Genomic DNA, 13,198 nt, shown 5'->3' with positions numbered 1-13,198 from the left:
CCGGGCGTGAGCAAGGTCCGGCAACGACTGGAGCTTGCCATTCCACCGTTCTATAGTCGTTTCGATCATGCAAGGGAATCGCCCATGAGCAGAGCACCGGCTTGCCGGCTTGCCTACTTCGTCCTGGTGGCCGTGCTCAGCACCACCGCCTGCGCGAAGGCCCCATCCACGGAAAAGGACCCGAACGGAACCCCCATGTCCGAAACCGCAACCAGCCCACGTACGGTGGGCGGACAGACCTACACGACGCAGCCGGTGGAAGCTCGGCTTGGCCCGCACCGCTTCATGTTCCCGGCCAACCTCTACTACAACCAGACGGGCCCCCTGGCCGATGGGGGCGTCATGCTCACGGTGTTCTGGCCGGATTTCGATGCAGCGCCCCCCGGTGACCGCCCGGTGCGCAGCACGCAGGACAGCCGGCGGCAGGTGCTGGTCGAGCTTAGGTACATTGATCGCGTTCCCATCCAGAACTATCTGGCGCGTCGGTCCAGTAGCGAAGCCACCAGCGCGCCGGGATCACTGGAGCGAAGGGACCCGGTAGAGAACCTAGCGCTGCGCGTTGCACAACCCGAGCGCTGGGGTCTGACGCCGTATGCGATTGACCCATCGTTGATGGCAGCCTATGCAAAGGACTCGGAGGCTGCGCTGGGCAGGCCTTACGTGCACAACCCGGGGATGGAGCCCGACTGGTATGTGGCCCGCTCGGCGGAGGGGCAACTGACAACGTTCATCAGCTGCGACCCGGCAGATCGCATTCCTGACGGGCTCACGATTCAGGGCAAGACACTTGAACGCGCCGGAGAAGGCCAGATCGCAATGTGCCGCCATTCCATCGTGGATGTGGGCGACAGCATTGCCATCGAGATGAACTATGCACGCGTCATGCTGAGCGACTGGCAGCGTCTGGAAACCAGCATGCGTGATCTTCTGAGCCGATATCGCGTTCAGCCGTAAACCGCATCTCAAGGATGAATCATGAGCGGACTTACCGATAAGGACATTCGTGTCCTGTCCTCCTACGCGAAGGAGGGAAATCGCGAGCTGTATTGGAACTATCTCGCGCAGCTTCCCGAAAATGATGGCTACGGACTGCTGGCGTTGGGTGTTGTGCGCAACGACAGCCTCCCCGGCCGGGTGGCCAACAGCTTTGCGACCGCCGTTGCCGAGCAGCAGGCCAAGCTGTTCGGCAACGAGAAGAACGTCGCGTTCACCGAACGCAAGCAAGAAACCTTCGGCCAGGATCTGATCAGGAACGACCTGGCGGAGCGCAGAAGTTGGATGGAGGCCGGCAGGCCCGATCTGGCACTCAACCTGCCCTACACCAGCACGCTCAAATCCCACGATGTTTCGTTCGAAAAGAACGACCTCAATGTGAACTGCTGGACGCCACGCTTGCTGCTGGTGTCCACGGAGCACAAACGCGGCGAGCAGGCAGCCGAAAAGGTCTGGCAGAACATGCTGGACAACAGCGCTGCCGGCGCATTCCGTGCCGGCAAGACGGCCGTCAGCGTGCACCTGGATATGCCGCAGCCCGCTGGGCATTTCTACTTCGTTGAGCTGAGCAAGTTCGAGGGCGCAGCGCTCCTGCAGCGCGACGCCGTCGATCCGAACGTGATTGGTACCAAGTTCGACTATCACAGCTACGACCCCAAGGACGGCAGCTGGAACCGCACAGTGGGCGTTCCCCCGCTGGATAGAACAACCAAAGAGACCGATCCCGCCGAGATTTCCGCGTTGAACGAGACCCGCGAGGTTCGCCTGGAGCGCGAGGTCAAGGCGAAGCAGTTTCATCCTGAAGATCCCTACAGAGAGATCGCCAAGAGCCCACGCGTGGTGTCTACGCAGGAACCCGAGCCTCTCTTTACGGAAGGTCGCCGAATCGCAGCGATAGAGCCGGGCAGCCCGGACTACGCGCTCCATCAGCAGATTCGCCAGGGCGTCGCTGCACTGGACGAGAAGCACGGCCGCCCCTTCGACGCGACCAGTGAGAACCTCGCCGCCAGCCTGACAGTGAAGGCACGCGAGCAGGGTCTGGAACAGGTGGACCATGTGGTGCTGAGCAACGCCACGGCCAATCAGCCGGCGGGTCACACCATCTTTGTTGTACAAGGCGACCTATCTGACCCCGCCCACCTGCGTGCAGGGATGCCCACTGCCGTGGCTGCACAAACGCCGGTGGCTGAGTCGCTGCAGCAACTGGCTGTGGTGGGCGATCAGCGCGAGCTCGCCCGCCAGAATGCGCAGCAGGCGCTGGATGCACGTACGCAGGAACAGCAGAGCCACGCCATGCGCATGGGCTGACCACCCAGGTCGAGGCGGCCTCCCTTGGGGCAGGAGGTCGCAGCCCCTGAGACCTCCCCAGGTCATCCTCCCCTGCTTCGGGAGGATGACAATGACCAAGATCGACCCTGCATGGCTGGAAGCTTTCGACAAGGAGCTTCTCTACCTGTTCGCCATCGATCATGGTGACGCAGGCATGGATGAGTACCTGCTGGGCTGCTACGCAGACCTTCCTCCACACGACGCGGCGCTGGCGTTCGGCAGCGACTACGACCTGGAGCGCGACGATGCGCTGTGGCCTCGGCCGGGCGTGGCTGTGTGAACCTTGCAGCCGTCCGGCATGCCGGCATTCAAGACAAGCGATGCCAGAGGATGGCCGCTATGCTTGCAGCGCACCGGAATGGAAACCACGCATGCCCCGCTTCAACACCGCCCTGGCACTGAACCTCGCTCTGATGCTGCTGGGCGCTACACCTGCCATGGCCATGGCGGCAGACCCGCAGGTTTCCACTGAAGTGTTCGTGGAGCGCGGTGACAACCCCGCCTTCGAGCTGCAGCAGGCGCCTGCCATTGAGTATTCAACGGCCCTCGTCACGCCGCCCGATACCTTCCTGCAGGCTCCCATGCAGGTGGTGCTGGTTGCTCAGTTGGATGAGCTGGGCCACGTTTACAACGTGATGGTGGCGCGGTCCAGCGGACTGCGGGAGATGGATCGTGTGGCCTTACCTCAGTGCGCCAGTGGCGCTTTGATCCGGTCGTGGTTGAGGGCGTCGCGCTGCATGCGCGGGTGCGGGTCCGTCTGACCTTCGTGCCCACGGCCGAGGCGCCGCCCGGCTGAACCGCTGCTCCAATCTGTCGCGATTGGCCCTAGGCCATTGCCCTGGCTGCGGGCGTTACTGCGCTTGGAGCCAATAGCGCCAAGCCCTTGAAGACCGTTGCAGCGCAATCGCTTGCCGGCTTAACACCGTGTGCGACAATGCCGAAAGCGTCAGGACTGGCGATCACCGGTTCTGCAGTTTCTTGGCATTTGGCAGCTGCGCGGGTATCTCTTGGCGTGCCACCGGAAAAGGGTGGCGCGGGACTCGAAAACCCGTGTTTATGCCAGCTGTATGCGCTTGCCAGCCGACGTCACCTTTGTGTGGCGTCGGCTGGCAATCCGTTCGCGTTCCATGGCGGGCGGTGCGTGGGGGTCTTCGGACCCGCCGGTCTGGCATATACCGGTTTTCGAGCCCGCACCGTCCGCCACCTTTATTGGTGGCGCTGCTATCTGTCCTGTACGGAGCATTGCCATGAACACATCGGACTTCCGTTCCCTGCACGCGCAGTACGATCCGGACAACGCCGAACCCGAGCGCGAACCGTCCGTCGATCCCAACGCCTTCGTCGCCACGCTGCATCGCATCGGTACTGGTGCGGCGGCGGACGGCCAGCCTTGGCCAGAGCGGCATCAACTGCCTGGGCGGTGTCTTCAGCTGGCGGATGCGGATTGCGCGCTGGCGGGGCTACGCGTGGTGGCGGAGCTGATGCTGGCCGCGGAGCGGACTCGGCAGAACGGCGCGCCCGAGGAGTACCTGGGGGATCGGGTGATGGAAGGGCTGAAGATGGCATGTGTAGCGTTGACTGCGCAGGCTATTGAGCGGCTACACGTGCGGGAGTAACGCCCAAGGCTTTGGCCTCAAGTACTAGGCTGCGGGCCATCGTCGCAGCCTCATCTTCGTTCGCCTCTGATCTGCAGGACTTCCAATGAAGTCTCTGACGTACGCTGCCGCTGCACTGTGTTTGGCAGCGCTGATTGGTTCAGCGCTCCCCCACTTCCACCTGCCAAAAGGCGATTTGGAGCTGAAGACCTACCCCAAAGTCTCGGCTGCAGAGTTTGCTGTCATGCGCGAGGAAGCCCTAAGCCTAGCGGTTGAAGATGCAGCCCTCGGTGCCGGACGCTTTGAAGCTAGGTACTTCGAGCTCACTTGCCGAGGTGAGCCCGCTCTGCTGGTGGACAACTCTTCATCACAGTTGCTCATCCTAGGCTTCATAAGCCGAGGCACTGAGGCGCCTTGCGTCCAACCTCTACTCCTGCGCTGGAGTAGCCGACTACTTCCGGCCGACTAGGGCTTTGCAGCTGGACTTTGCATACGAGGCGTACCGACGGGCCTGAACAGCCTGCGGTTTGCGCTGACACGCGACGCTCTTCCGTTCCAAGCCATTAGCAGCTCATTGTGTCGCTTACGGCATACTTCCCCAGGACGCCACGTGCGGTCGCGGACAGGGGAAGGCTGTGAATAAGTGGACTGAAGACGAATTGGCTGCTGCCGTTGAGGCGTATCGCCAAATGGAAGCCCGTCTTGCCAATGGATCAGCCCTTGAGAAGACAAGGGTCTATCGGGAACTGGCGGCCCGCCACGGACGCACGTCCAAGGCATGGGAATACCGCATGCAGAACATCTCCCATGTTCTAGATCAGGCGGGTAAGCCTTGGCTACCCGGGCTTCTTCCAGCATCGAAAGTGGGTGCAAGGGTTGAGCCGAAACTTGCCAAGCTCCTCGGGCTGTCTGGTGAGACGCTCACGTCGGTCTCTGGTCCCACAAGGGGGCTGTTGGAGCAGGAGGTCAAAGAGGCGGAGGCATCTGGCAGTTTCTCACCAGCAAACGAGGCGGACGAGAGGCAGCGTGTGCTGGCAGCTATCGTTCGGCGGCGCGGGCAGCCCGCCTTCCGTAAGGCTCTGCTGGACGCATACGGCGGCCGCTGTGCTATGACGGGATGCAACATAGTTGATGCGCTGGAGGCCGCCCATATTCGCCCATACAGTGGCCGAACGAGCAATGTAGCCTGCAACGGCCTCCTGCTTCGCGCCGACGTACATACACTTTTTGATATTTATCTAATCTCTGTTAACCCGAAAACTCTACGAATTTGTCTTAGCCCTGCACTGCAAGACTCGCCTTACAGCGAAATCAACGACAAACCTCTTGCAATTCCCACCAAGGGCGATCAAAAAGCAGATCAGACCTCGCTCGCGTGGCATGCTTCACAGTGCTTGTGGATGTGAGGAAACAGAATCCAGTTCAGAACTGTAGACAGCCACGCGCAACACCAAGACAAAGCAACTTCATCTCCGCTTAAACTCTTTCACGTGCCTAATAAGCGCACCTCCAATAACCTCTGCCAACGTCACTGGCACTGCATTCCCGATGAGCCTCCCCACCTTGGAGAAACTAACAGGCTCTTCGTCCGAAATAAATTTATACTTTTGAGGGAAACCCTGGAGCATTGCAGCCTCTCTCAAACTAATAGCGCGATCCTGTTCCGGATGGCCAAATCGTCCATTCCCATAACCAAAGCACTGTGTAGTTATAGTCGGAGCAGGCTCGTCCCACCTCATCCGACCATACACTGACGGATAAGTCGCACCAGTGTCCCGAATATGGCAAAGAGCTCTGATCTCTTCAGGCCAGTCACGCCAGCTCCCGCCCGGAATGGAGTGCTGAATCCTTGTCATATTAAGTTGACTCAATCGACTAGCCCGATGCAGTCGGTCAACAGAGTCCTGCCCTCCGGCAAGTATTCGGGGCAAATTTCCGATAACCGACCTCACATTCTGTGGCTTTCCAGCAACTTCCGGCACACTAATCGGGCCTAGCTTAGATGCAAGGAGCACTAGCCTCTTCCTCGACTGAGGAAGCCCAATACGGCTGCATTCAACAACTTTCCAGTCAACCCAATAGCCCTCCAGGCCATCAAGAAAATCCTGGAAAACCCCCTGCTGAGCGAGGGGGGAAACATTCTCCATCGCGATCAGATCAGGCGAAATCGCCTTAACCATTCGCCCCAAATGGCCGATAAGCCGCCAATCCTCATTTCTGGTCCCGCCCGCGGCCGCACCATGCTTCTGTTTCGCAGAGCGCGAGTAAGTTGAGAACGGCTGACACGGGGCACAACCGGCGAGCAGCCGCACTCCTGTACCCAGGGCTTTAATCAGAACACCAGGATCCAAGCTTGATACATCCGCCTGAAGAAAACGGGCTTTTGAGTTGTTAATAATTGGAAATTCGCATGCCGGATCGATATCAACGCCCAGTCGGACATCAATTCCTGAACGTTCAAGGCCGTAAGTCAATCCACCTACGCCGCAGAACAAATCAACTGCGGAAATCAACTTCTCGCTAGACATCAATTTTTCACCGACAAGTATTTCTTATCTTTAATAAACAACTCAAACGCCGCGATAGCGTGCTCCATGTATAAAATGGATGAGCCGTACAATTCAGAAATATCAGACAACGTCAGATCTTGAGCGCCATGTTCGAACGTCCTGACTCCGTGCGCAATATCATTTCTTCTGTCGGCCAGGAATTCCAGAGGCGTTCTGCCGCCGTACCGCTCCTCCTTTTTTACTACCGCCGCAATTTCCTTATTAAGAGGAAAATTAACATTAAGCCTCTTTGAAAATGAAACTATAACCTTGTCCGACCAGGTTCCTGATGGCTTCTTGAAGTTGAGACTATCAATAGGATCCACTTGCAAGAGCTTCCGGGCCGCCCCGTGAACCACCTTCAGCCTACTATCTTCATTACCGTTAAGATCAATAGAGGCACTGTATCTCAGCCACTCTCGCAAGGTATCGGGCGACCATTCTCCAGGTGGCGATGCCTGAACTGCGGTCGCAACTCCGCTGATGGCTTTAGTCATTAATGCTTCTACGATGTTATATAGATGAATAATAAGACCGGACTTTATTGTCATCAGATGACGGACGCCGACGTTAAATGCCCCTAGCTCAACAGGATCGCCATCAACCAGGCGCTCCTCTACCGCCATTGCAAAAGCCAAATGCGAATCGAACTCAGCCTTCCGCTCTGCAAGCGCTTCTAATAGGGCAGGCATCAGACCTCCAGAACCTTGATGACAAGATCTATCCTTCCTTCAAGCTTTGACCTCACGTTTGCCCCATCCGAAACAACAATTCGCTCGAACCCCATATCGCTCATCCTTTTAGAAATAACCGCAGGATCGACTTCTAATGCGGCATTTTTTCGGAGAACTAGTGCAGAACCAACCGCAATTGCCTCAAACCTAACCCTGGGGACGGTGTTAGCTTCTGGGGTTTTTCTAAACCCCATCACAAAGGATTTTTCGACAAACTTAAGCATGCCATGGAACTCTTTGCGCATGTCCTCTATGAGCGACGGCTTCGCAATTGCCTGCTCGTTTGCTTCTTTAAGAAAGTCGTATAGGAACTTCTTTGGACGATCTTTGTAGTCAGGAAATCGCCCATCCGGAGTTTCATTCTTGCTCACATAGGCAAAGAATCTTGTCACGAGCTCTTCGCGCTCTCTCTGCGAGACCGCCTTCGCAGTGAGCGGGGTCAGCCTGATGAAACCATTATCTTCTGCGAGTTCTTTTATAAGAGCCGTCACCGCTCCTGGGAGAGAACCGCGCCTAATCTCGGCCTCGTTCGCGGTGGTTCCCATACGGTTAATTCGAGCAAACATTTCTGCTCTCGTTGATGCATCGGTCTCCGTATCCAAGATAATGGTACGGATCGTCACATCCTCCAACCTCCTCTTTCTCTCGGGCAGAAGATCACTTGCTTTAAATCCATTAAGCTCTGGAATCAGAACAAGATCTCTCAACTTCAATTCGTTACTGAGGAACGCTCGCATCGCCCTCATCCGCTGAGAGCCATCTACAATTTCCATCCGACTATCCGCGGTCTGATAGAAGAACATAAATGGAATTGGCAGCCCAACAAGAAGCGACTCAATGAACTGAGATTTTTGCTCATCGTTCCATGAAAGATTACGCTGGTATTCGGGCACGAAGTATCGATCGTCAGCATCGCTTTTGAAACGCTGCACGTACATTGCAACGGGATACTCGGCAACTGTAAATTTGACCTGACGAGCGACAGAAGATAAGGATTCTTCAGCCTTACGCATTTCTTGCTCAGTTAATGCATTCTTCCTTTTCATCTACTCTGCTCCTTCGCGAACAAATTTACCCAAACACTTGCCAGCCGCATGGCGCCGCTGTCTACTCACGCACCGCGGACAAGATAGCGGTTTGAGCCGCATCTTCACCAGGCTCAAGCGCTTACACAAAGAGAATGGCCTTTATCGCATACCCAGAAAAGAAAAAGGCGGCAGCGCCGCCCTTTTCTCACACGATCATCTCAAATCCTTAGACCCCAACAGGATTAGCCTTCTCCGGATCAATCTTGTACTGCTTGATCGCCCGGGCCACGTCCTTCGCGGTCATCTTCCCTTCCTTCGCCAGCGCCGCAATCGCGGCATGCGCGATGTAGTACCGGTCAACCTCAAAGAACCGACGCAGGTTCGCACGGGTATCCGAACGACCAAAGCCATCCGTACCCAGCACCGTGTACGACATCGGCACGAACGCACGGATCTGGTCCGCATACGCACGCACGTAGTCGGTGGCGGCAATCGCCGGGCCCTGGCGGCCTTCCAGCAGCTCGGTCACGTAGGCCTTGCGCTGCTCACCTTCCGGATGCAGGCGGTTGGCACGTTCCACGTCGAAACCATCGCGACGCAGTTCGTTGAAGCTCGGGCAGCTCCAGATGTCGGCGGTCACGCCGAAGTCCTTGTCCAGCAGCTCGGCCGCGGCAATGGCTTCGCGCAGGATGGTGCCCGAACCCAGCAGCTGCACGCGCAGCTCGCCCTTCTTCGGCTTGCCGGCGTCGGTCAGCAGGTACATGCCCTTGACGATGCCTTCGGCCGCGCCTTCCGGCATTTCCGGGTGGGTGTAGTTCTCGTTCATCAGGGTGACGTAGTAGTACTCGTCCACCTGATCTTCCATCATGCGCTTGGTGCCGTGCTGCAGGATCACCGTCACTTCGAAGCCGAAGGTCGGGTCGTAGCTGCGCACGTTCGGAATGCCACCGGCCACCAGATGGCTGAAGCCATCTTCGTGCTGCAGGCCTTCACCGTTCAGCGTGGTGCGGCCGGCGGTGCCACCCAGCAGGAAGCCGCGGGTACGCATGTCGGCGGCCTGCCAGGCGATGTCGCCCACGCGCTGGAAGCCGAACATCGAGTAGTAGATGTAGAACGGCAGCATCGGCACGTTGCTGACCGAGTAGCTGGTACCGGCGGCCATCCACGAGCTGATCGCACCCGGCTCGCTGATGCCCTGCTGCAGCACCTGCCCGCTCTGGTCTTCGCGGTAGAACATCAGCTGGTCGGCGTCGACCGGCTTGTACTTCTGGCCGAACGGCGCGTAGATGCCGATCTGGCGGAACAGGCCTTCCATGCCGAAGGTACGGGCTTCGTCGGCCACGATCGGCACGATGTGCGGGCCCAGTTCCTTGTCGCGCAGGGTGATGTTCAGGCTCTGCACGAAGGCCATGGTGGTGGAGTAGCTGCGCTCGCCGCTGCTCTTCAGCAGGCGCTCGTACGCTTCCAGCTTTGGTGCCACGAAGGTCTTGTCGGCCTTGCGGCGGCGCTGCGGCAGGTAACCGCCCAGCGCGGCACGGCGTTCCTGCAGGTACTGCACTTCCGGCGAATCCGGGCCCGGGTGGTAGAACGGCACCTGGCCGTCGGCCAGCTGCGCGTCGCTCACCGGAATGTTGAAGCGGTCGCGGAAGTGGCGCACCGCTTCGTCGTCCAGCTTCTTGGTCTGGTGGGTCGGGTTCAGTGCCTCACCGGCGCTGCCCATGCCGTAACCCTTCACGGTCTTGGCCAGGATGACGGTCGGCATGCCCTTGGTGTTCACGGCCTGGTGGTAGGCGGCGTACACCTTGTGCGGGTCGTGGCCACCACGGTTCAGGCGCCAGATGTCGTCGTCGGAAAGACCGGCGACCATCGCAGCGGTTTCCGGGTACTTGCCGAAGAAATGCTCGCGGGTATACGCGCCGCCGAAGGCCTTGCAGTTCTGGTATTCGCCGTCGACGGTTTCCATCATCAGCTTCTTCAGGACGCCGTTGGTGTCCTTGGCCAGCAGGGCATCCCAGTAACCGCCCCACAGCAGCTTGATCACGTTCCAGCCGCCGCCACGGAACACGCCTTCCAGTTCCTGGATGATCTTGCCGTTGCCGCGCACCGGGCCGTCCAGGCGCTGCAGGTTGCAGTTCACCACGAAGATCAGGTTGTCCAGGCCTTCACGGCCGGCCAGGGCGATGGCACCCAGGGTTTCCGGCTCGTCGCTCTCGCCGTCGCCGATGAAGCACCACACCTTGCGGTCGGACTTCTCGATCAGGCCACGGTTTTCCAGGTAGCGCATGAACTGCGCCTGGTAGATGGCGGCCAGCGGGCCCAGGCCCATCGACACGGTCGGGGTCTGCCAGTAGTCCGGCATCAGCCACGGGTGCGGGTACGAGGACAGGCCACCGCCGTCCACTTCCATGCGGAACTTGTCCAGCTGCTCTTCGCTGATGCGGCCTTCCAGGAAGGAACGCGCGTAGATGCCCGGGGCGCTGTGGCCCTGGATGAACAGCAGGTCGCCCGGGTGGTTCTCGCTCGGGGCGCGCCAGAAGTGGTTGAAGCCTACGTCGTACAGGGTGGCGCCGGAGGCGAACGAGGCGATGTGGCCGCCCAGGTCACCCGGCTTGCGGTTGGCGCGGACCACGGTGGCCATCGCGTTCCAGCGGATGATCGAACGGATGCGCCATTCCAGCTCGGCGTTGCCCGGGCTCTTGGCCTCGAACTGCGGTTCGATGGTATTGACGTATTCGGTGGTGGGAGAGAACGGCAGGTAGGCGCCCGAACGACGGGTCAGTTCCACCATGCCTTCCAGCAGCTGATGCGCGCGCTCGGAGCCCTCGACATCAATAACGGCCTTCAACGACTCGATCCACTCCTGGGTTTCCACAGGATTCGGGTCGTTGTTCAGCACCTCGTTCAACCAGTTCATTAGCGCTCCCATAACCGCACGCACGCGCGCGACTGTTGTATAGATTTCTAGACCGCAAAGTGTAGCGCACCAAGGGCTTTCGTCACTTGGCTACGCAGGCGTATGGATGCAACCGGCCAGTGTCCGCAAGGGGCTTGCCGCGCCCGCTGACGGCCCTGCGGCGGGCCTTGGCGGCTGCGCGGGCTGTCGCTTGCGGGCCGCTGCGCCCATGTGCAGGACGCAGTGTTACCGCTGCCGATGACGGTTGTAGGGCAACTCCGGCACCGCTGTAGGGGCGGTTCGGGCAACGGTACTGAACCGGCGACAACATGTCGCACCTGCCTCTGGATCGGTACCGGCTGCGGGTCCAGCGTGGGCCGCGAGTGAGGGGCCTGGCGGCCCTGCTCCCTTCCACAGCATCGCCGGGGCGCCCTGCAAGGGGCGCCCCTTTTGCTGTGCACGCGGCCGCCCGTGGCCCAAAACGGACCTGCTTGTGGCCGGATCGGTGATTGCCAGCTTCGATATATCGATATATCGTTTGCACACTCGTTTACCGATATATCGAAATGAGCCGCACCCCTTCTCCCAGAGCCCGTTCCACCGATTCGGCGGTGCCGCGCCGCAACGGCCAGCCGCGCGTGCTGAGCCGCGGCGATCTGCGCCTGCTGGTGCTGGCCCTGATCGGCGAGCAGCCGCGCCATGGCTACGAGCTGATGCAGCTGATCAGCAACCAGTTCATGCAGGCCTATACGCCCAGCGCCGGCACCATGTACCCGCTGCTGGCCAGCTTCGAGCAGGCCGGCTGGATCGAGGCCGAGGAAGTGGATGGCAAGCGGATCTTCCGCATCACCGCTGCCGGCGAGTTCGAGCTGAAGGTGCAGCGCACCCAGGTGCGTCTGGCGCAACGGCGAGCCTTCGACCGCGCCCGCGAGATCACCAAGGCCTCGCTGCCGCCGCCGCTGGCCACCGCCCTGCGCGAGTTCAAGCGGGCGCTGGTGCATCACCACGGCCGCTGGGCCGAGGGCGAGGCGGAAGAAGTGGCGGCGCTGCTGACGAGGGCCTCGGCCCTGCTCAACGGTACCGCCGGTAGCGAGAGCCCACCGTTTTCAACGACCCAGCCAGACTGAATCCAGCCAGGTCCTCCCCCATGCCGCGCGCCCCCGCGCGACACCTTTACAGGTATCCCCATGACCGAACACAACAACACGCGCCTGCGCCTGGATGTGCGCTTCCGTGAACTGACCGTGCTGCGCACCGAAGAGGTCACCCCGCACATGCGCCGCGTGGTGCTGGGTGGCGACGATCTGGCCGGCTTCGATTCGCCCGGCGCCGACGACCACATCAAGCTGTTCTTCCCCAATGCCAGCGGCGAGATGGTGCTGCCGGTGCTGACCGCCGAAGGCCGCAGCTACCCGGACGGCAAGGCGCCCTCGCCGTCGCGCGACTACACCCCGCGCGCGTGGGACCACGAAACCGGCGAGCTGGCCATCGACTTCGTGCTGCACGACCAGGGCGTCGCCGGGCCGTGGGCCGAGCGCGCGCAGCCGGGCGATACGCTGGTGATCGGCGGCCCACGTGGCTCGTTCGTGGTGGCCGACACCTACGACGCCTACGTGCTGATCGGCGATGAAACCGCGCTGCCGGCCATCGCCCGCTGGCTGGACGTGCTGCCGGACGCTGCCGAGGTGCAGGCCTTCATTGAAGTGCGCGACGAGGCCGAACGCCAGGACCTGCCGCAGTACGAGAACGTGCGCATCCACTGGCTGGAGCGCAACGGCTTCCCGGCGGCCAGCAGCACGCTGCTGGAAGACATGCTGACCGACTTCGAGGCCCCGGACGGCGATGTCTTCTACTGGATCGCCACCGAATCGCGCCGCGCGCGGATGATGCGCAAGTTCATCGAAGGCCACCTGGGCGTGCCGCGCGACTGGATCCGCTCGACCGGCTACTGGAAGGCCCACCCGGACGAAGCCGACGGCGATTGACCGGCTCGGGGTCAGATCCCTTTTCCTGTGGAAAAGGGATCTGACCCCATGCACCAGAACCTGCCTGGTGGGTGCGGACCGTTGGTCCGCAC

12 protein-coding genes are annotated in these 13,198 nt (G+C 60.3%); 8 read left to right on the top strand and 4 right to left on the bottom strand.

All coding sequences use genetic code 11. From position 1 onward, the window contains the following. Positions 1-6 precede the first annotated feature (6 nt). From AC5P8F_RS08280 to AC5P8F_RS08255, 6 genes are all read left to right on the top strand, one after another. Positions 7-954 carry a hypothetical protein gene (locus AC5P8F_RS08280; RefSeq protein WP_262094018.1) on the top strand — a complete coding sequence of 316 codons (948 nt, stop codon included), beginning with the start codon at positions 7-9 and terminating at the stop codon, positions 952-954. Between the two features lie 21 nt (positions 955-975). Next, positions 976-2,301 carry an XVIPCD domain-containing protein gene (locus AC5P8F_RS08275; protein WP_495227891.1) on the top strand — a complete coding sequence of 442 codons (1,326 nt, stop codon included), beginning with the start codon at positions 976-978 and terminating at the stop codon, positions 2,299-2,301. A 91-nt stretch (positions 2,302-2,392) separates the two neighbouring features. Then, a complete protein-coding gene (locus AC5P8F_RS08270; RefSeq protein ID WP_262094020.1) occupies positions 2,393-2,602 on the top strand; it encodes a hypothetical protein in 210 nt (69 codons plus the stop codon). 91 nt (positions 2,603-2,693) lie between these two features. Beyond that, a complete protein-coding gene (locus tag AC5P8F_RS08265; protein WP_262094021.1) occupies positions 2,694-3,083 on the top strand; it encodes an energy transducer TonB in 390 nt (129 codons plus the stop codon). A gap of 486 nt (positions 3,084-3,569) precedes the next feature. Continuing rightward, on the top strand, positions 3,570-3,938 hold the full coding sequence (locus AC5P8F_RS08260; protein WP_495227888.1) for a hypothetical protein: 369 nt from the start codon (positions 3,570-3,572) through the stop codon (positions 3,936-3,938). 614 nt (positions 3,939-4,552) lie between these two features. Next, complete coding sequence (locus tag AC5P8F_RS08255; protein ID WP_495227885.1) at positions 4,553-5,323, top strand: HNH endonuclease; 771 nt, start codon at positions 4,553-4,555, stop codon at positions 5,321-5,323. Positions 5,324-5,383: 60 nt separating this feature from the next. On the opposite strand, the gene AC5P8F_RS08250 is transcribed toward AC5P8F_RS08255, so the two are convergent. From AC5P8F_RS08250 to aceE, 4 genes are all read right to left on the bottom strand, one after another. Continuing rightward, the gene (locus AC5P8F_RS08250) at positions 5,384-6,445 is read right to left on the bottom strand and encodes a DNA cytosine methyltransferase (protein WP_495227883.1); all 1,062 of its coding nucleotides are present in this window, start codon (positions 6,443-6,445) and stop codon (positions 5,384-5,386) included. Next, positions 6,445-7,158 (bottom strand): MAE_28990/MAE_18760 family HEPN-like nuclease, encoded by a 714-nt coding sequence (locus AC5P8F_RS08245; RefSeq protein ID WP_495227881.1) that lies wholly within the window; start codon positions 7,156-7,158, stop codon positions 6,445-6,447. The genes AC5P8F_RS08250 and AC5P8F_RS08245 overlap by 1 nt, the downstream gene beginning before the upstream one ends. After that, complete coding sequence (locus AC5P8F_RS08240) at positions 7,158-8,246, bottom strand: DUF262 domain-containing protein (protein WP_495227879.1); 1,089 nt, start codon at positions 8,244-8,246, stop codon at positions 7,158-7,160. The genes AC5P8F_RS08245 and AC5P8F_RS08240 overlap by 1 nt, the downstream gene beginning before the upstream one ends. A gap of 208 nt (positions 8,247-8,454) precedes the next feature. After that, a complete protein-coding gene (gene aceE / locus AC5P8F_RS08235; RefSeq protein ID WP_164232748.1) occupies positions 8,455-11,142 on the bottom strand; it encodes a pyruvate dehydrogenase (acetyl-transferring), homodimeric type in 2,688 nt (895 codons plus the stop codon). A 545-nt stretch (positions 11,143-11,687) separates the two neighbouring features. On the opposite strand from aceE, the gene AC5P8F_RS08230 reads away from it, so the two are divergent. Continuing rightward, positions 11,688-12,248, top strand: coding sequence for a PadR family transcriptional regulator (locus tag AC5P8F_RS08230; RefSeq protein WP_169411549.1), 561 nt, complete (start codon positions 11,688-11,690; stop codon positions 12,246-12,248). A gap of 60 nt (positions 12,249-12,308) precedes the next feature. Then, positions 12,309-13,106, top strand: coding sequence for a siderophore-interacting protein (locus AC5P8F_RS08225; protein WP_495227876.1), 798 nt, complete (start codon positions 12,309-12,311; stop codon positions 13,104-13,106). Positions 13,107-13,198: the final 92 nt, after the last annotated feature.

The organism is Stenotrophomonas sp. YJH_SMC_69 (assembly GCF_059370495.1).
This window is presented reverse-complemented; position numbering and strand designations above follow the sequence as displayed.